Source organism: Pseudomonas kurunegalensis (assembly GCF_030291635.1).
GTDB classification, from domain to species: domain Bacteria; phylum Pseudomonadota; class Gammaproteobacteria; order Pseudomonadales; family Pseudomonadaceae; genus Aquipseudomonas; species Aquipseudomonas monteilii.
In genome coordinates, this window is the sequence record NZ_CP127871.1 from 2,674,495 (window position 1) to 2,693,205 (window position 18,711).

An 18,711-nucleotide genomic window follows, 5' to 3' on the forward strand; every position below is an offset into this window, starting at 1 on the left:
TGATGGTGCATTAGTTTTTGGAGTGATCTCTTGCATTGTACTCTGAAGCTAAGTGTTGGTTGTCTTGTTCTCTGCGCTCAGTACACAAAGAGGTTCGCACTTGATGGGCCCATTGTTCGCAAAGCTGGTGGACTCCAGCGACCCTGTACTCATGCGCCAGGCATTGGCCTGGCTGTATGGTTTCGTGCGCCCGCACCGGCGCGCCATCGGCCTGCTGCTGGGCCTGTCGCTGGGCGCCTCGCTGCTGGCGCTGGCGCAGCCCTGGCTGGTCAAGACGCTGATCGACGAGGGGCTGCTGGCCAAGGACTACCAGACCCTCTGGCACATGGCGGCGATCATGATCGCTGCCGGCCTGCTGGGCACTGTGCTGGCCGGGGTGAACCGTTACCTGCATACGCGTTTGTCGGGGCGCATCCTGTTCGCCCTGCGCGATGACCTTTACCGCCACCTGCAGCAGTTGTCGCCAACGTTCTACGGGCGACGGCGAATGGGCGACATCCTTTCGCGGCTGGACGGCGATGTGGCAGAGATCCAGCGCTTTGCCGTGGATTCGCTGTTCTCGGCGGTGTCGGCGGTGATTGGTCTGGTCGGTGCGGTGGTGCTGATGTTGATGCTGTCGTGGCAACTGTCGCTGCTGCTGGCCTTGCTGGTGCCGATCGAAGTGCTGTGGCTGCGCTGGATGCGGCGCAAGGTGGAGCGCGAAGTGCGCAGTCTGCGCGAGCGCTCGGCGGATGTGTCGTCGTTCCTGGTCGAGACTTTGCCGGCGATGAAGTTCATTCAGGCGTCCGGGCAGCAAGGCCGCGAGGCAGGGCGGCTGGACCAGCTTGGGCAAGGCTACATGCGCCAGTTGCTGAAAGTGCAGGTGACCGAGTTCTTCACCCAGGCCATCCCCGGCACGCTCACCTCCTGGTGCCGCGCTTGTGCGTTTCTGGTCGGCGGCTGGTGGGTGATCCAGGGCACTTGGCAGTTGGGCGCGCTGATCGCTTTTTCCACCTACATGGGCATGGCAGTAGGCCCGGTGCAGAGCCTGCTGGGCCTGTATGTCGCGGTACAGCGCATGGCCGTGAGCCTGGGGCGGGTGATGGAGCTGAAGCAGGAACCTGTGGCCGTGCGCCCGGCGAACAACCCGAAGCCGATGCCCGATGGCCCCGGTGAGCTGCGCCTTGAAGGCCTGAGTTTTGCCCATGAAGGGCGCCAAGGTGCCGTACTGAACAACGTGCAGGTGTGTGTGCCGGGTGGCCTGAAGGTGGCCATCAGCGGTGCCTCAGGGGTGGGCAAGTCGACCCTGATCGACCTGTTGCAGCGCTTCTACGACCCGGACGCCGGGCGCATCCTGCTGGATGGCACCGACCTGCGCGACCTGGACCTGGCCGCGTTGCGCCGGCGCATTGCGGTGGTCAGCCAGGACATCGTGCTGTTCCGTGGCACCCTGGCGCAGAACCTGGCCTACGGCGTGCCTGAGGCCAGCCGTGCGGAGCTGGAACGGGTAGTGCGCCTGGCGCGGCTGGACAGCCTGGTCGAAAGCCTGCCACTGGGCCTGGACGGCCTGCTGGGCGAACGTGGCCAGCAGTTGTCCGGCGGGCAGAAACAACGCATCGCCATCGCCCGGGCAGTGTTGCAGGCCCCGGCGATATTGGTACTGGATGAAGCAACGTCCGCAGTGGACGAAGCCACCGAGCGCGAAGTGATCGCGGCCATCGACCAGCTTTTCGCTGGCCGCACGCGCATCCTGATCAGCCACCGCGCTTCGACACTGGCCGATGCCGACCTGCACTTGCAACTGCATGATGCCCAGTTGCAGGTGCTGCCGCAGGAGGCAATCAAACATGGGCACTGACGTGCGTGTTGGCATCATCGACAGCGGCTGCTCGCCGGAGCAGGCCAATGGTTTGCTGGCTGCCCGCCGTTTCTGGCTGGAAGACGGCCAGTTGCGTGAAGGAGAGCAGCTTCCCGACCAGTTGGGGCATGGCAGCGCGGTGCTTGCCGGCGTGCAGCGTGAGGCTGGGCCGGTGCCGCTGTTGGTGGCCCAGGTGTTCAGTGCCCAGGCCAGTACCAGCGCCTTGCAGGTGGCTGCCGCGCTGCTTTGGCTGGTGGAGGCGGGGGCTACCTTGGTCAACCTTAGCCTTGGCTTGCAGCAGGACCGCCCTGTGCTGCACCAGGCTTGCGCCGAAGCGTTGGCAGCGGGTGTGCTGTTGTGCGCATCCAGCCCGGCGCAAGGCGGGGCGGTGTACCCGGCCAGCTACAGCGGGGTGATCCGGGTGACCGGCGACGCCCGCTGCGCGCCGGGCGAGTGGTCGTGGCTGGGTACGCGGCAGGCGGACTTTGGCGGTTACGTGGGCACGGGCGACAGGGCGGGCGCGAGCCTGGGCTGCGCGGCCTTGAGCGGGAGGATTGCAGCGTTGTTGCGCGACGAACCGGGCATGGATCGCCAGCAGGTTTATGACTGGCTGCGCAGCAATGCGGCGTATACCGGCCCCGAGCGACGAGGTGTTGGCCATGCCTGAACCGCGCATTGTGGTGCTGGGTGCTGGCCCTGCAGGTGCTGCCACGGCCATCGGCCTGCGCCGGCTGGGCTACTCAGTGACGGTGGTGTCGGAGTGGCGCCGTTTCGCGGCAGTCGAAGGGGTTTCGCAGCGGGTGCTGGAGGGCTTGCGACATGCAGGCCTTGGCGGGGCTTTGAGCCAGGCGGCCATGCCGGCTACCCGGCAGGTGCACTGGAACGGCCAGCACCTGCAAATGAACCAGGAGTTCTTGCTGGATCGACAGCGTTTTGACCGGGCGCTGCGCGACGACCTTCAGCGTGCCGGCGTGAGTGTGGCCGAGGGGCGGGTGCGCGAGGTTATGCACGAGGGCGGTCATCATGTGCGCCTGGACGATGGGCAGGTGCTGATCGCTGATTTCCTCGTCGAGGCCAGAGGCCGTCAGGCACCGCTGGCCCCGGATCGCCTGCGTGGGCCGGAAACGGTTAGCCTGCTTAACGTGTGGCAGGGTAGCCCGGGGGCGCCTGCGTCGGCGGTGGAAAGCCTGGAGGATGGCTGGGCGTGGATGGCGCGGTTGGAGGATGGCCGCTGTTACTGGCAAGTCACCCTTGACGCGGCCGGGCTGCCGGGCAAGGCCGGGTTGGCGGATTACTGCGTGGCGCGGCGAGCCTGCAGCGCGCTGGTTGCCGAGTTGTTCGATGCCCAGGCGCTGGTTCCGGCACAGGTGCATGCACGCAGCAGCACTGCAATTCTGGCCGGCGAATGTGTCGGGCAGGACTGGATACGGGTCGGCGATGCAGCGATGGCCGTTGACCCGCTGTCGGGTAACGGGATTTTCCAGTCACTGTCTTCGGCGTTGCAGGCGCCGGTGGTGATCAATACGTTGTTGCGCCAGCCCGAGCGCGCAGGGCTGGCGCGGCAGTTTCACCAGCAGCGGGTCGAGCAGCTGTTCTTGCGCTTTGCCCGGATCGGGCGGGATTTCTATGGGCAGGAGCAGGGGCGCGCAGGGCAGCCGTTCTGGGCTCGGCGGCAAGGTTGGCCGGATGCGCAGCCGTTGCATATGCCTGCGGATTGGAGCGCAGTGCGGGTCGAGCGGCGGGCTGTACTGCGTGACGGGTGGGTGGATGAGGCTGAGGTGGTGGTGACGGCGGATCAGCCGTTGGGGGTTTGGCATTTGCAGGGGGTGGAGTTGGCGCCTGTGGTGCAGAGGCTACAGGGCGGGCAAGCACTTGAGGCAGTGTTGCCAGGCCTTGCGGATGAACAGCAAATGATGGTGCGGCGCTGGCTGCTGGAGCAAGGTTTTGCTTGAGATCGCTGGGGCTGCGCAGCAGCCCCAGGATCTTGGGTCAGAAGAAGGTCCCGACAATCAACTGCATGTAGGCCCCGGTATCCCGCCCGCCCAGCTGCGTTCCGCCATTGTCAGCACTGCGCTCCGGCTTGTAGAACCCCACCAGTGGGCTGATCAGCAGGTGGTCGTTGACCATCCATTCCACATACAGGTCCAGCTCCCGTCCGCCGAGGTTGCCCTGGTCCGTATCCAGCGTGTCGAAGTCGAAGTACAGTGCGCCCACAGTCAGGTTGTCCCGAGGCTTGCCCTTCAGTGCCACGTGGTGCACCTGGCTGTTCTTGTTGAACGGCCCTGCATAGTTGGCCGCCACTTCACCCTGGAACCAGGTGCCGTAACCCCGGCTCAGGCCATAGAACAGGGGGTCGAAGCCTTCGGAAAAGCGGCTGTAGCGGTAGGTGGCGGTGGGCGACCAGGGGAGCTCGGAGAACGTCCAGTTGCTCTCCAGGTACCAGGCATTCTCGCGTCCACCGGTCTTGTCCTGGGTCACGTATTCGGCGGCCAGCTCCAGGTCTTTCACGCCCAGGTTACCGCGCCCGCGCAGGCTGGCGGTGTCCATGCCGTCGCGGTGCTCCAGGCCCATGATCTGCGCGTAGCGCTGGTCAACGTCCAGCCCGCGTATCCAGCTGACGCCCACGGTGCCGGCGTCGGCGACGTGTTCCAGGTTGGCTACTGCCAGCGACGTGTCGGCCTGGTAGTGGTTGTCGGACTTCAGCCACATCAGGTCGCCGCGCCAGCCTTGTTTGCCGCCCAGGCGCAGGACTGCGGTGCGGTCGAAGGCTTTACGGGCGGCCAGGTAGTAGGCGCCGCCACGGTCGAAGTTGGCGCCCAGGTCGACCTTGCCCAGGTTCACCGGGTCGCCCTGAATGAGGAAGCCATCACCCAGTGTCACTACCTGGCGGCCGCCAGAAATGTCTACGCCATCTTCGCCCAAAGCCGGGAACAGGTTGGCCGAGCGCCAGCCCAGGTAGAGGTCTTCGATGGCGGTGCGGCGTTCGTCGCCCAGCGTCAGGCCGGCGGCGTCGCCGTCGCCCCAGGTGGCGGAGCTGAGCAGGTTGAACGCGCCGTAGAGTGCGCCGGCATCGGGCAGGGCCTGGCTGCCGCTGAGGCCGTATTTGACGTAGCCCTCCTGCCAGGCGGTGCTACCGGGCTGGCGGTTGCCGGCCTGGTTGAAGCTTTCGTCGCTGTGGAAGACGCCGAACAGGGCTTCGAGGTCGGCGTTCAGGGTGGTGCCGTTGTGGTTGTACAGCTCGTAGGCTTGGCTGGCGGGTGCGGTTAACAGCAGGGCCAATGTGCAGGCGAGTGTGTGCCTCATGGTTTTGCTCCATGGTTTTTTATTGTTGTATTTGTATTGCCTGTCCCGGCCCTATCGCCGGCAAGCCAGCTCCCAAAAGTACGGCACAGGGCCTGAGGGCGGTGGATACCTGTGGGAGCTGGCTTGCCGGCGATAGGGCCGGTACAGGAAAAAGATCAGAGCTTGATCAACACCGACTTGAGCTCGGTGTAATGCTCGATGGCAGCGGCCCCCATCTCACGGCCAACGCCGGACATTTTGTAACCACCAAACGGCAATGCCGGGTCCAGCGCGCTGTGGCAGTTGACCCAGACCGACCCCGACTTGATACGCGGGATCATCCGGTGCACCGCTGCCAGGTCGTTGGACCAGATGCTCGCGCCCAGGCCATAGGGGTTGTCGTTGGCCATGCCGATCACTTCGTCGATGTCATCGAACGGCATCGCCACCAGCACCGGCCCGAAGATTTCTTCCTGCACCAGGCGATGGCGCTGGTCGACATCGACAATCACCGTCGGCTTGACGAAGTAGCCTGGGCCAAAGCTTTCGCCACCGCAGGCGATGGTCGCGCCCAGCTCGCGACCCAGCTCGATGTAGCCGGTGACGCGGTCCTGCTGTTTGGCCGAAATCAGCGGCCCCATTTGCACGGCCGGATCCAGGCCGCTACCCAGTTTCATGCCATTGGCGATGCCGGCGATGTCGGCCACCACGTTGTCGAAGTGCTTGCGGTGTACATACAGGCGCGAGCCTGCGCAGCACACCTGGCCCTGGTTGAAGAAGATCGCCGTGGCCGCGCCGGCAGCCGCTTCCTGCAGGTTGGCGTCGGGCATGACGATGGTTGGCGACTTGCCGCCCAGCTCCAGGGTAACGCGGGTCATGTTGTCCATGGCCGCCTTGCCGATCAGCTTGCCGACTTCGGTAGAGCCGGTGAAGGTCAGCTTGTCCACGCCGGGGTGGCGGCTGAGCGCAGCGCCGGCATTTAGGCCGGTACCGGTGATCACGTTGAACACGCCCGCCGGGTAACCGGCTTCGTCGACCAGTTCGGCCAGCTTGAGCACGCTCAGTGGGGTTTCATCTGCAGGCTTGAGCACCACGGTGCAGCCGGTGGCCAGGGCCGGGCCGAGCTTCCAGCAGGCCAGCAGCAGCGGGAAGTTCCAGGCGACGATGGCGCCAACCACGCCGACGGCCTCACGGCGCACGAAGCCGTGGAACTGGTCGTTAGGCATCAACGGCATGGAGGCTTCGACGGTGCTACCCTCGATCTTGGTGGCCCAGCCGGCCATGTAACGCAGGAAATCGATGGCCAACTGCACGTCCATCACCTGAGCCACGGCGGCGCTCTTGCCGTTGTTCAGGCATTCCAGCTCGGCCAGCTGGCGGGCGTCGCGCTCCATCAGGTCGGCCAGGCGCCACAGCAGGTTTTGCCGTTCACGCGGGCGCAGGCGGCTCCATGGCGAGTCGTCGAAGGCCTGGCGTGCGGCGCGCACGGCGCGGTCGACGTCTTCGGCCTCGGCGGCGGGCACTTCACCCAGCACCTCGCCAGTGGCCGGGTTACGGAACGACAGGGTGCGACCGCTGGCGGCGTCCTGCCAGTCGGCGCCGATGCGCATCTTCAGCTTGCGTTCGAGAAAGGCGCGGGTGGCGGGCAGGATGGGCAGTTCGGAAAGCATGGGGCTGTGCCTCTTGTCATTGGGTGTGACGGGCACAGGCGCAATGGCCGTGCCAAGGTGGGCAATTGGCCGCAAGGTGTTGAAGGTATTGGGTTTTGCCTGAGTGCAAGGCTGTGATTGCAGGGGTGCGCTGTTGCACATTGAGACGCTGTGAGACGGTGGTGAAACAGTGGTTGTTCCGGCCTCTTCGCAGGCAGCAAGCCCTTGTCTCAGGATGAAACACCTTGTCGCGAAATGGCACGCTGCAATTGGCCATCTTTGCTTCCGATTACGCCCGGAAAACGGCCTAAAAGCCTGAAAGGTAACGTTTTTACAGCAACTGGCACAGTTCCTGTATCACAACTGTCACATGCACACCTGCTGTACCAAAGCGTGCGAAAAACGATAAGAACAACAACCGTGGAGGTCTGACCTTGAAGACGACTCGACTCCGGCGGCATGCGGGCAAACTGGCGCTGGTCGCCGCCGCGCTGCTGAGCACCCAGGCCATGGCGGCCGAGCAGGGCCCGAGCCTGTTGCAGAACAAGTGTATGGGGTGCCATATCCCCGAAGGCAACGATACCTATAGCCGCATCAGCCACCAGCGAAAAACGCCGGAAGGCTGGCTGATGAGCATCGCCCGCATGCAGGTGATGCACGGCCTGCAGATCAGCGACGACGACCGTCGCACGCTGGTCAAGTACCTGGCCGACAAGCAGGGCCTGGCGCCCAGCGAAACCGATGGTGTGCGCTACGCCATGGAACGCCGGCTGAACACCGTCGAGCACTTCGATACCCAGCTCAGCGAAACCTGTGGCCGTTGCCACTCCGGAGCCCGCGTGGCCTTGCAGCGCCGCCCGGCCAAGGAATGGGAGCACCTGGTCAACTTCCACCTCGGCCAATGGCCGTCCCTCGAATACCAGGCCCAGGCGCGTGACCGCGACTGGCTGCCGATTGCCCTGCAACAGGTGGTGCCGGAACTTGCCAAGCGTTACCCGCTGGACAACCCGGCCTGGGCCGAGTGGCAGAAGGCCAAACCGAGCGCCGACGTGCTGCCGGGGCAATGGGCCTTCAGCGGGCACATGCTGGCCAAGGGCGATGTGCGCGGGGTGATGAGCGTCACCGCTGACCAGGGTGATACCTTCAAGGTGGAGGTCAAGGGCGCTTATGCCGATGGCACGCCGTTCAACGGCAGTGGCACGGCAATCTTGTACAACGGCTATGAGTGGCGCGGCAACGTCAAGGTGGGCGACGCCAACCTGCGTCAGGTGTTCGCGGCACTGGATGGCGAAATGAAAGGCCGCATGTTCGAGGCCGAGCACGATGAACGTGGCCTGGACTTCACTGCGGTGAAGGAAGGCAAGGCACGCCTGCTGGCGGTACAGCCGGCATTCATCAAGGCAGGCGGCGAAAGCGAAATCACCTTGGTAGGCAGCGGCCTGGACGGCAAGCCCGACCTGGGCGCCGGGGTGGAAGTGACCGAAGTGCTGGAGCAAACCCCGACTCTGGTGCGGGTCAAGGCCCGCGCAGCCGCCGATGCCAAGCCTGGCCAGCGCGAGGTTGCAGTGGGCGCGCTCAAAGGTGCAAGCCTGGCGGTGTACGACAAGGTCGAGGAAGTGAAGGTCGTGCCGGCATTCTCCATTGCCCGCATTGGCGAGAACGGTGCTTCAGTACCGAAAGTGCAGGGCCGTTTCGAAGCCGAGGCTTGGGGTAAAGACGCCAGCGGCCAGCCACTGCGCATCGGCTACCTGCCAGCCACCTGGAAAGTCGAGCCGTTCAACGAACGTGCGGTCGAGGATGAGGACGTGAAGTTCGCCGGCAAGATGCAGGCCGATGGCGTGTTCGTGCCAGGCGGAGCCGGCCCCAACCCTGAGCGCAAGATGATGACCAACAACGCCGGTAACCTGAAGGTCATCGCCACCCTGGCCGACGGTGGCCAGACTGGCGAAGGGCACATGATCGTCACCGTTCAGCGCTGGAACAACCCGCCGCTGCCGTAACGGCAGGGCGCAACGGTTTTCCAACGGATCGATTATCGGGAGGTCGCCATGGGCGCACTACTGAACCTGGTCGAACGCAACCTGCATGAAGTGCAGGTCGATGCCGACCGCATGCTGTTCCATATACCCAGCAGTTCGCTGTTTGCCACAGATGCCGTGACCGGCAGCATCATCGACGCCTTGCGCCAGCAAGGTTGTTCGGCCGAGGAGCTGATGCAGCGCCTGGGCCAGCAGTTTGCCGGCGACGATATCCAGGACACCCTGCGCGAGCTGATCGCGCTGGAGCTGGTCAGCGACGGCTCGCCGCTGACCCCGGAAATCGCCCTCAGGCAGGTCGAGCGCACTGCGCTCAATACCGTGGTGCTGAACGTCAACACTGGCTGCAACCTTAGCTGCACCTATTGCTACAAGGAAGACCTGGACAAACCGTCCGCCGGCAAGAAAATGAGCACCGCCACCGCCGAAGCCTCGGTGGAAATGCTGCTCAAGGAATCGCCCAACGAGGAGCGCTACAGCGTGGTGTTCTTCGGTGGCGAACCGCTGTCCAACCGGCCGTTGATCGAGCACATGGTGGCTTACTGCGAGCGGCGTTTCGCCGAGGCGGGCAAGGCGGTGGAGTTCATCATGACCACCAACGCCACGTTGCTGACCGAAGAAATCATCGACTGGCTCAATGCCCACCGCTTTGGCCTGTCGATCAGCATCGACGGCCCCAAGACCGTGCACGACCGCAACCGCATCACCGTGGGCGGGCAGGGCACCTATGACGTGGTGCGGCGCAAGGCCGACCTGCTGCTGTCGCGCTACACCAGCCGCCCGGTAGGGGCGCGGGTGACCTTGACCCGCGGCATCACCGATGTCGAAACCATCTGGAACCACCTGTTCAACGAAATGGGTTTTGCCGAGGTTGGCTTTGCCCCGGTCACCTCCGGCGATATGGCGGACTTCAACCTCACCGGCGACGAACTGATCGAGGTGTTCGCCAACATGAAGGCGCTGGGCCGCCGTTACCTGGAAGCCGCGCTGGAACACCGCAACATCGGGTTCTCCAACCTGCACCAGCTGATCACCGACATCCACGAAGGCCACAAGAAGGCGCTACCGTGTGGCGCCGGGTTGAAGATGCTGGCGGTGGACCACGAAGGCGAGCTGAACCTGTGCCACCGCTTCACCGGCTCTAGCCTGCCGACCTTCGGCAACGTGCACCAGGGCGTGAAGCAGGCGCAGCTCAACGACTTCCTGTCGCAGCGCCTGGACCGCAGCAACACCGGCTGCGAGAGCTGCCGTATCCGCAACCTGTGCTCTGGCGGCTGCTACCACGAAAGCTATGCGCGCTACGGCGACCCGCAGCACCCGACGTATCACTACTGCGAACTGATGCGCGACTGGGTCGACTTCGGCATCGAAGTCTACAGCCGCATCATGGCCGCCAACCCGGCCTTCATCGATCGCTACATCACCCCGCGGAAGGCGCACTGACATGAAGCACTTGAAGCCCCTGAACAACAAGGCGCGCATCCTCGAACAGGCCGCTGCCGAAGACCGCGTCGAAGAAGTCATGGCCATGAGTGCAGTGGCCGGCTGTACGGCCACCACCGACCCGGGTTGGGAAGTGGACGCCTTTGGTGGCGTGAGCTCGCTGTGCCAGCCGATGGAAGCTGACCTGTATGGCTGCTCCGACCCTTGCTGGTGGCCGGCCCAGGTGCCAGACATGATGAGCACCTATCAGGACTGGAACGCCCAGGCCACCAACTCGGCGGATGACTGGCGCAACCTCGGCACTGTGTTCCCGAAAGACAAGTGACCGGCCCAACAAGAATGACAAGGGGAAACCGCATGAAAGCTGGACGCTGCGCGCCACTCGCGCTCACCATCGCCGCCATGGCGTGTACCGGCCTGGCACAGGCCGATGATACCGGGCCGGCACTGAAGGCTGGCCACGAATACATGATCGTGACCAACTACCCGAACAACCTGCATGTGGTCGATGTGGCCACTGATACGGTGTACAAGAGCTGCGTCATGCCCGACAAGTTCGGCCCCGGCACCGCAATGATGGCGCCGGACAACCGCACCGCCTACGTGTTGAACAACCACTACGGCGACATCTACGGCATCGACCTGGACACCTGCAAAAACACCTTCCGGGCCAACCTGTCCAGTGTGGCGGGTGAAGTGGGCCGGTCGATGTACTCGTTCGCCATCAGCCCCGACGGCAAGGAAGTGTACGCCACGGTCAACCCGACCCAGATGCTGAACGACCACTACGTGGTCAAGCCGCCACGGCTTGAGGTGTTCAGTACCGGCGATGGTCTGCAGGCCAAGCCGATACGTACCTTCCCGATGCCGCGCCAGGTATACCTGATGCGCACCGCCGACGATGGCACCTTGTATTTTGCCGGGCCGGATATCTACAAGATGGACGTGAAGACCGGCAAGCACTCGGTGGCCTTGCCACTGCGCAACTGGAACCGCAAAGGCTACAGCGCCCCGGACGTGCTGTACTTCTGGCCGCACCAGAACCCGCGCCACGAGTTCTCGATGCTGTACACCATTGCCAAGTTCAAGGACGCCAAGCAGGACCCGAACGAGGCCGAACTGTTGTATGGCTACCTGAGTGTCGACCTGAAGACCGGCAAGACACACACCCAGGAGTTCGCCGACCTGACCGAGCTGTACTTCACCGGCCTGCGCTCGCCCAAGGACCCGAACCAGATCTACGGCGTGCTCAACCGCCTGGCCAAGTACGACATCAAGCAGCGCAAGCTGATCAAGGCGGCTAACCTTGAGCACACCTACTACTGCGTCACCTTCGACAAGAAGGGCGACAAGCTGTACCTGGGCGGCACCTTCAACGACCTGGCGGTGTTCAACCCGGATACGCTGGAGAAAGTGAAGAACATCAAGTTGCCGGGTGGTGACATGTCGACCACTACACCGCAGGTGTTCATCCGCTAGATCGGTGTTGGCTTCTTCGCGGGCTTGCCCGCTCCCACAGGGACTGCACGTTCCTGGAGACCTGTGTAGTACCTGTGGGAGCGGGCGAGCCCGCGAAGAGGCCGGCCCAGACAATACAAATACAACAAGAGAACACCCATGCCCCAGCCAAGCTACTCCCAGGGCAACCCCGACAAAGCCCTGCTCAGCCAATGCATCGGCGATGCCTTCGACACCACCGTCGCCCGCTTCCCCGACCGCGAAGCGTTGGTAGTCCGCCACCAAGCCCTGCGCTACACCTGGCAGCAACTGGCTGAGGCCGTTGACCAGCACGCCCGCGCCCTGATGGCCTTGGGTGTGCAACCCGGCGACCGCCTGGGCATCTGGGCACCCAACTGCGCCGAGTGGTGCATCACCCAGTTCGCCAGCGCCAAGGTTGGCGCGATCCTGGTCAACATCAACCCGGCCTACCGCTCCAGCGAGCTGGACTACGCCCTCGGCCAGTCCGGCTGCCGCTGGGTGATCTGCGCCGACGCGTTCAAGACCTCCGACTACCACGCCATGCTGCTGGGCCTGGTGCCGGGCCTGAGCACAGGCCAGCCGGGAGCGCTGATCTGCGAGCGCTTCCCGGACCTGCGCGGCGTGGTCAGCCTGGCGGCTGTACCACCATCAGGTTTTCTGGCCTGGCATGAATTGCAGGCCCGTGCCGACGCAATCAGCCGTGAGGCCTTGGCCGAGCGCCAGGCGCAACTGCACTGCGACGACCCGATCAACATCCAGTACACCTCGGGTACCACCGGTTTCCCCAAGGGCGCCACGCTCAGCCACAGCAACATCCTCAACAACGGCTATATGGTCGGCGAAAGCCTGGGCTTGACCGAGTACGACCGGCTGGTGGTACCGGTGCCGCTGTACCACTGCTTCGGCATGGTCATGGCCAACCTTGGTTGCATGACCCACGGCAGCACCCTGATCTACCCCAACGACGCTTTCGACCCGCTGGCCACGCTGCGCGCTGTGGCAGAGGAGAAAGCGACCGCCCTGTATGGCGTGCCAACCATGTTCATCGCCGAGCTGGACCACCCGCAACGCGGTGAGTTCGACCTGTCGAGCCTGCGCACCGGAATCATGGCCGGCGCCACCTGCCCGATCGAAGTGATGCGCCGGGTGATCGGCGAGATGCACATGGCCGAGGTGCAGATTGCCTACGGCATGACCGAGACCAGCCCGGTGTCACTGCAGACCGGGCCGGACGATGATTTGGAGCGCCGGGTGACCAGTGTCGGCCGTACCCAGCCACGGCTGGAGAACAAGGTGGTCGACGTTGACGGCAACACCGTGCCGCGTGGCGAGATAGGCGACCTGTGTACCCGTGGCTACAGCGTGATGCTCGGTTACTGGAACAACCCCAAGGCCACCGCAGAAAGCATCGATGATGACGGCTGGATGCACACCGGCGACCTGGCGGTGATGGACGAGCAGGGCTATGTGCGTATTGTCGGGCGCAGCAAGGACATGATCATTCGTGGCGGCGAAAACATCTACCCACGCGAGCTGGAAGAGTTCTTCTTCACCCACCCGGCGGTGGCCGATGTGCAGGTGATTGGCGTGCCGTGCAGCAAGTATGGCGAAGAAATCGTGGCCTGGGTGCGGCTGCACCCGGGGCATACCGCCAGTGAGGAGGAACTGCGTGAGTGGGCGAGGGCGCGGATTGCGCACTTCAAGGTGCCCCGGTACTTCCGCTTTGTCGACGAGTTTCCGATGACGGTGACGGGCAAGGTGCAGAAGTTCAGGATGCGTGAGATCAGTGTCGAGGAGCTATCTTCCCTCTGACCATTACCCCTCAGCTACGCGGACCTTTGTAGGAGCGGCCTTGTGTCGCGAAAGGGCTGCAAAGCAGCCCCGGCAGTTTGTGCAACGATGCAGAAATCCTGGGGCCGCTCTGCGGCCCTTTCGCGACACAAGGCCGCTCCTACAACGACCGCGCCATGTGCTTAGTTATGCAACAGTTCCGGGGAGTTGAAATTGCTTAGCCGACGATCATCGTCGGCACACTCCAGCCCTTGCATTGCCTCGCGCAGCAAGGCCTTCTGCAAACTCCGCTCACCCGCTGCCCATGCCTGCTCTAGCCCCGGCAGCACCCGCCGTGGCAGCACGCTGAACATCGGCTGCCAATACCCACCCTGGCGCACCATCGCCGCACTGTCATTCGCCACCGCCAACCGCAGCAGATCCTCGATCAACGCGCGGTCAACCTGCGGCGCATCGCATGCCAGCAGCACCACCCACTCATACCGCGCCACCTTGAGCCCGGCAATCACCCCCGCCAGCGGCCCGGGGAAGTCCGCCTCGGCATCGCCCACCAACTGGTCGGCATACGCTCGGTAGGCCTCCTGGTTGCGGTTGCAGGAAATCACCAGGTCGTCGCTCAGTGGCCGCACCACCCGCTGCACATGCGCCACCAGCGGCTCGCCCTTCCAGTCGATCAGCCCCTTGTCTCGGCCGCCCATGCGCTGGCCACGGCCGCCGGCAAGGATGAGGGTGGAGCAGGGGGGGATTGCATCAGGCATGAAAAAGGGCTCCGGGCAGTCATTGCCGGGAACCCTCCCATTTCACGCGGGGCTTGTCCAGTCAGCTTTCGCTGGCAGCCGGTTGCGCGTCGGGGTTGCGCGACTGGCGGCGGCCCGCCAGCCGCATCACCACCACGAAGAACACCGGCACGAACACCACCGCCAAGGTGGCGCTGAGCATACCGCCGATCACCCCGGTGCCAATGGCCTGCTGGCTAGCCGAGCTGGCGCCGCTGGCGATGGCCAGCGGTACCACGCCGAGGATGAATGCCAGCGAGGTCATCACGATGGGGCGCAGGCGCAGGCGGGCGGCCTGCACTGCAGCGTCGACGGCATCCACGCCCTGGTCGACCAGGTGCTTGGCGAACTCGATGATCAGGATGGCGTTCTTTGCCGACAGGCCGATCAGGGTAATCAGGCCAACCTTGAAGAACACGTCGTTGGGCATGCCGCGCAGGGTCACGGCCAGCACCGCACCCAACACACCGAGTGGCACCACCAGCAGCACGGCGGTCGGGATCGACCAGCTTTCGTACAGCGCCGCCAGGCACAGGAACACCACCAGCAACGACAGCGCCATCAGCAGCGGTGCCTGGCTACCGGACAAGCGCTCCTGCAGCGACAGCCCCGTCCATTCCAGGCCGGCGCCAGGCGGCAACTGGGCGACCAGGCGCTCGATTTCGGCCATGGCTTCGCCTGAACTGTGGCCTGCCGTCGGCTCGCCGGAGATCGACACCGCCGGGTAACCGTTGTAGCGGGTCAACTGCACCGGGCCGCTGACCCATTTGGCCTGAACGAATGCGCCCAGTGGCACCATTTTGCCGCTGTTGTTGCGCACGTGGATCTTCAGCAGGTCTTCGACCTGGCTGCGCTGGTCGCCTTCGGCCTGCACCACCACCCGCTGCATGCGGCCCTGGTTAGGGAAGTCGTTTACGTAGCTGGAACCCACCGCCACGTCCAACACCGAGCCGATATCGGCGAACGACACGCCTAGGGCATTGGCCTGGCGGCGGTCGATCTCCAGTTGCACTTGCGGGCTTTCGGCCAGCGACGCTTCGCGCACGTTGGTCAGCACCTTGCTTTTGCCGGCATTGGCCAGCAGCGTGTCGCGGGCAGCCATCAGTTCGGTGTGGCCCATGCCACCCCGGTCCTGCAGGCGGAACTCGAAACCGGTCGACTCGCCCAGGCCATCAATAGGCGGCGGCAGCACTGAAAACGCTACGGCGTCCTTGAGTTGGGAAAAGGCCGCGCTGGCGCGGTCGGCGATCGACTGGGCGCTGTCGTCGGCACCGCGCTCGGACCAGTCCTTGAGGGTGGTGAAGGCCAGCGCCGCGTTCTGCCCGCTGCCCGAGAAGCTGAAGCCCAGGATCAAAGTGGTGTTGCCCACGCTCGGCTCTTCAGCGTTATGTGCCTCGATCTGCGCGGCCACCTGCTCGGTGCGCATGCGGCTGGCGCCTGGCGGCAGCTGGATGTCGGTGATGGTGTAGCCCTGGTCTTCGGTGGGCAAGAATGCTGTGGGCAATTGGCTGAAGCCATAGCCCAGCACCGCCAGCAGCACCGCGTACACCAGCAGGTAGCGGCCGCTGCGCTTGAGCGCCAGTATCACCCAGCGCTGATAGCCGTTGCTCATGCTTTCGAAGCGGCGGTTGAACCAGCCGAAGAAGCCTTTGCGTTCATGGTGCTCGCCCTTGGCCACCGGTTTGAGCAGGGTGGCGCACAGCGCTGGGGTCAGGCTGAGGGCCAGGAACGCCGAGAACAGGATCGACACCGCCATCGACACCGAGAACTGCTGGTAGATCACCCCCACCGAACCTTGCATGAAGGCCATGGGCAAGAACACGGCCACCAGCACCAGGGTAATGCCGATGATCGCACCGCTGATCTGGCCCATGGCCTTGCGTGTGGCTTCTTTGGGTGGCAGGCCTTCTTCGGCCATGATGCGCTCGACGTTTTCCACCACCACGATGGCATCGTCGACCAGGATGCCGATGGCCAGCACCATGCCGAACAGGGTCAGCACGTTGACCGAGAAACCCATCGCCAGCATGACGGCGAAGGTGCCCATCAGCGCCACCGGCACTACCAGGGTGGGGATCAGGGTGTAGCGCAGGTTCTGCAGGAACAGGAACATCACCGCAAACACCAGCAGCATGGCCTCGAACAGGGTGGTGATGACCTGCTCGATCGACACCTTGACGAACGGCGAGGTGTCATAGGGGATGTCGTACTTGACGCCTTCGGGGAAGTACCGCGCCAGGTCCTGCATTTTTGCCCGCACGAGGGTAGCGGTTTCCATGGCGTTGGCACCCGGCGACAGCTGCACGCTGAAGGCGGTGGCCGGCTTGCCGTTCAGGCGCGTGCCGAACTGGTATTCCTGGGCACCGATCTCGACGCGGGCGACATCACCAATGGTGACCGTGGAGCCATCCGGGTTGGCGCGCAGGACGATGGCGGCGAACTCTTCGGGCGTGCTCAGCTGGCCCTTGACCACTACGTTAGCGGTGATTTCCTGGGTGCCACGGGTGGGCAGGTCGCCAATGCTGCCGGGCGCGACCTGGGCGTTCTGCGCCGCGATGGCTTCTGCCACGTCGTTAGGCGTGAGGTTGAAGCCGATCAGCTTGCGCGGGTCGATCCAGATGCGCATGGCGCGTTCCGAACCATACAGCTGGGCTTTACCGACGCCCTTGAGGCGGCGGATTTCGTCCATCACGTTGCGCGCGAGGATGTCCGACAGCGCGGTTTCGTCGAGTTTGCCATCTTCAGAGGTGAGGGTGGCCAGCAGCAGGAAGCCGGTGGACACTTTTTCCACTTGCAAGCCCTGCTGGGTAACTGGGCGCGGCAGGCGCGACTCGACCACCTTCAGGCGGTTTTGCACATCGACCTGAGCCAGGTCCGGGTTGGTGCCTGGCTCGAAGGTGGCGGTGATAGTGGCGCTGCCCAGGCTGCTCTGCGACTCGAAGTACAGCAGGTTGTCGGCGCCGTTGAGCTCCTGCTCGATCAGGCTGACCACGCTTTCGTCCATGGTCGCGGCGGAGGCGCCTGGGTACACGGCGTAGATTTCCACCTGCGGCGGGGCCACGTTCGGGTACTGGGCCACCGGCAGCTGCGGGATGGCCAGCGCGCCCGCGAGCAGAATGAACAGCGCGACTACCCAGGCAAACACCGGGCGGTCGATGAAGAATTGCGGCATGGATCAGGCCCTCACTGGCCGGTGTGCTGTGCAATGGGCGCTGCGCCCGCTGCGTTGTCGACCTGCACCTGGTCACCGGCCTTGACGTGTTGCAGGCCTTCGACCACCACCCGCTCGCCGGGGGCCAGGCCTTCGCTGACGACCCAGCGGTCGCCCTGGGCGCTGCCCAGTACCACCTGGCGGTCGCTGACCCGGGCTTGCTGGTCGACCACCAGCACCTTGGGCATGCCGGCACTGTCGCGCAGGACGGCCCGCTGTGGGACGCTCAGGCCTTTGGGCTGTACGGCCTGCTCCAGGCGCACACGCACGTAGCTGCCGGGCAGCAGGTCGAGGTCCGGGTTGGGGAACTCGCTGCGCAGGGTGATCTGGTTGGTGCTGGGGTCGACGCTGATGTCGGAGAACAGCAGCTTGCCCGGCAGCGGGTAGGCGCTGCCATCGTCCTGGATCAGCGTGGCGCGGGCCTGGCCGTCGCCTACCTGTTGCAGCTCGCCGGCGCGCAGGGCACGGCGCAAGGCGTTGAGTTCGCGGGTGGACTGGGTAACGTCGGCATGGATCGGGTCCAGCTGCTGGATGGTTGCCAGCGGCGTGCTTTCGTTTTGCCCGACCAGGGCGCCTTCGGTGACCTGGGCGCGGCCAATACGGCCGGAAATCGGCGCAGTTACCGTGGCGTAGCCGAGGTTCAGGCGGGTGCGCTCCAGGGCGGCCTTGGCGGCGGCCACGTCAGCGTCTGCCTGCAGGAAACTGGCCTTGGCGTTGTCGTATTCCTGGCGGCTGACGGCCTTGTCGTCGACCAGCTCGCGGTAGCGCTGCTCTTGCAGGCGTGCCTGGTACAGGGTGGCCTCAGCCTTGGCCAGGGTGGCGCGGGCACTGTCGTGGTCGGCCTTGAATGGCGCCGGGTCGATCAGGAACAGCACATCGCCTTGCTTGACGTCACTGCCTTCGCGGTAGACGCGTTTGAGTACCACGCCCGCGACCCGTGCGCGCACTTCGGCGGTGCGCGGGGCGAGAATGCGGCCACTGAGTTCGCTGCTTATTGCCAAGGGCTGCAATTGCAGGGTTTCCACCCGCACCTGCGGGGTAGGGGCCTTTTCGTCTTGCTCGGCGCTGTCGCCACAGCCAGCCAGGGACAAGCTCAGAAACGCCAGAAGCGCCACTGGGCGCAGGCGAGGGGGGAAGGTAGTAGGCATGCGGATCTTCCGATGATGACCGGGTATATGCTACGGCAGCTGTTGCACTGACGGCTGTT

At 64.5% G+C, this 18,711-nt stretch carries 13 protein-coding genes; 8 read left to right on the top strand and 5 right to left on the bottom strand.

All coding sequences use genetic code 11. The features are described 5' to 3' along the window. Positions 1-103 precede the first annotated feature (103 nt). From QQ992_RS11980 to qhpG, 3 genes are read left to right on the top strand one after another with little or no spacing between them, the layout of a single operon-like run. Positions 104-1,837, top strand: a complete 1,734-nt coding sequence (locus QQ992_RS11980) for an ABC transporter ATP-binding protein (protein WP_286113521.1) — start codon at positions 104-106, stop codon at positions 1,835-1,837. Further along, positions 1,827-2,504, top strand: a complete 678-nt coding sequence (gene qhpE, locus QQ992_RS11985; protein ID WP_286113522.1) for a subtilisin-like serine protease QhpE — start codon at positions 1,827-1,829, stop codon at positions 2,502-2,504. The genes QQ992_RS11980 and qhpE overlap by 11 nt, the downstream gene beginning before the upstream one ends. After that, positions 2,497-3,789, top strand: a complete 1,293-nt coding sequence (gene qhpG / locus QQ992_RS11990; protein ID WP_286113523.1) for a flavin-dependent monooxygenase QhpG — start codon at positions 2,497-2,499, stop codon at positions 3,787-3,789. Before qhpE ends, qhpG begins: the two co-directional genes overlap by 8 nt. A gap of 37 nt (positions 3,790-3,826) precedes the next feature. Here qhpG and QQ992_RS11995 read toward each other — a convergent pair whose 3' ends face one another. Both QQ992_RS11995 and QQ992_RS12000 read right to left on the bottom strand, forming a co-directional pair. Next, positions 3,827-5,140 carry an alginate export family protein gene (locus tag QQ992_RS11995; protein ID WP_286113524.1) on the bottom strand — a complete coding sequence of 438 codons (1,314 nt, stop codon included), beginning with the start codon at positions 5,138-5,140 and terminating at the stop codon, positions 3,827-3,829. 155 nt (positions 5,141-5,295) lie between these two features. Next, positions 5,296-6,789 (bottom strand): aldehyde dehydrogenase family protein, encoded by a 1,494-nt coding sequence (locus QQ992_RS12000; RefSeq protein ID WP_105947592.1) that lies wholly within the window; start codon positions 6,787-6,789, stop codon positions 5,296-5,298. A gap of 413 nt (positions 6,790-7,202) precedes the next feature. Here QQ992_RS12000 and peaA point away from each other — a divergent pair, with 413 nt between their 5' ends. The 5 genes from peaA to QQ992_RS12025 all read left to right on the top strand — a co-directional run bounded on the left by peaA (position 7,203) and on the right by QQ992_RS12025 (position 13,538). Next, positions 7,203-8,768, top strand: a complete 1,566-nt coding sequence (peaA, locus tag QQ992_RS12005) for a quinohemoprotein amine dehydrogenase subunit alpha (RefSeq protein WP_019099063.1) — start codon at positions 7,203-7,205, stop codon at positions 8,766-8,768. Positions 8,769-8,816: 48 nt separating this feature from the next. Continuing rightward, the gene (gene peaB / locus QQ992_RS12010; protein ID WP_016713979.1) at positions 8,817-10,247 is read left to right on the top strand and encodes a quinohemoprotein amine dehydrogenase maturation protein; all 1,431 of its coding nucleotides are present in this window, start codon (positions 8,817-8,819) and stop codon (positions 10,245-10,247) included. Position 10,248: 1 nt separating this feature from the next. Further along, on the top strand, positions 10,249-10,572 hold the full coding sequence (gene qhpC, locus QQ992_RS12015) for a quinohemoprotein amine dehydrogenase subunit gamma (protein ID WP_012272119.1): 324 nt from the start codon (positions 10,249-10,251) through the stop codon (positions 10,570-10,572). Between the two features lie 32 nt (positions 10,573-10,604). Continuing rightward, positions 10,605-11,726, top strand: coding sequence for a quinohemoprotein amine dehydrogenase subunit beta (peaD, locus tag QQ992_RS12020; RefSeq protein ID WP_286113525.1), 1,122 nt, complete (start codon positions 10,605-10,607; stop codon positions 11,724-11,726). Positions 11,727-11,864: 138 nt separating this feature from the next. Beyond that, positions 11,865-13,538: a fatty acid CoA ligase family protein gene (locus QQ992_RS12025; protein WP_286113526.1), complete on the top strand. Its 1,674-nt coding sequence runs from the start codon at positions 11,865-11,867 to the stop codon at positions 13,536-13,538. Between the two features lie 161 nt (positions 13,539-13,699). On the opposite strand, the gene mobA is transcribed toward QQ992_RS12025, so the two are convergent. The 3 genes from mobA to QQ992_RS12040 form a co-directional block, all read right to left on the bottom strand. Next, positions 13,700-14,275, bottom strand: coding sequence for a molybdenum cofactor guanylyltransferase MobA (gene mobA / locus QQ992_RS12030; RefSeq protein ID WP_286113527.1), 576 nt, complete (start codon positions 14,273-14,275; stop codon positions 13,700-13,702). Between the two features lie 61 nt (positions 14,276-14,336). Continuing rightward, on the bottom strand, positions 14,337-17,465 hold the full coding sequence (locus QQ992_RS12035; RefSeq protein ID WP_286113528.1) for an efflux RND transporter permease subunit: 3,129 nt from the start codon (positions 17,463-17,465) through the stop codon (positions 14,337-14,339). 11 nt (positions 17,466-17,476) lie between these two features. Further along, complete coding sequence (locus QQ992_RS12040; protein ID WP_286113529.1) at positions 17,477-18,652, bottom strand: efflux RND transporter periplasmic adaptor subunit; 1,176 nt, start codon at positions 18,650-18,652, stop codon at positions 17,477-17,479. Between the last annotated feature and the right edge of the window lie 59 nt (positions 18,653-18,711).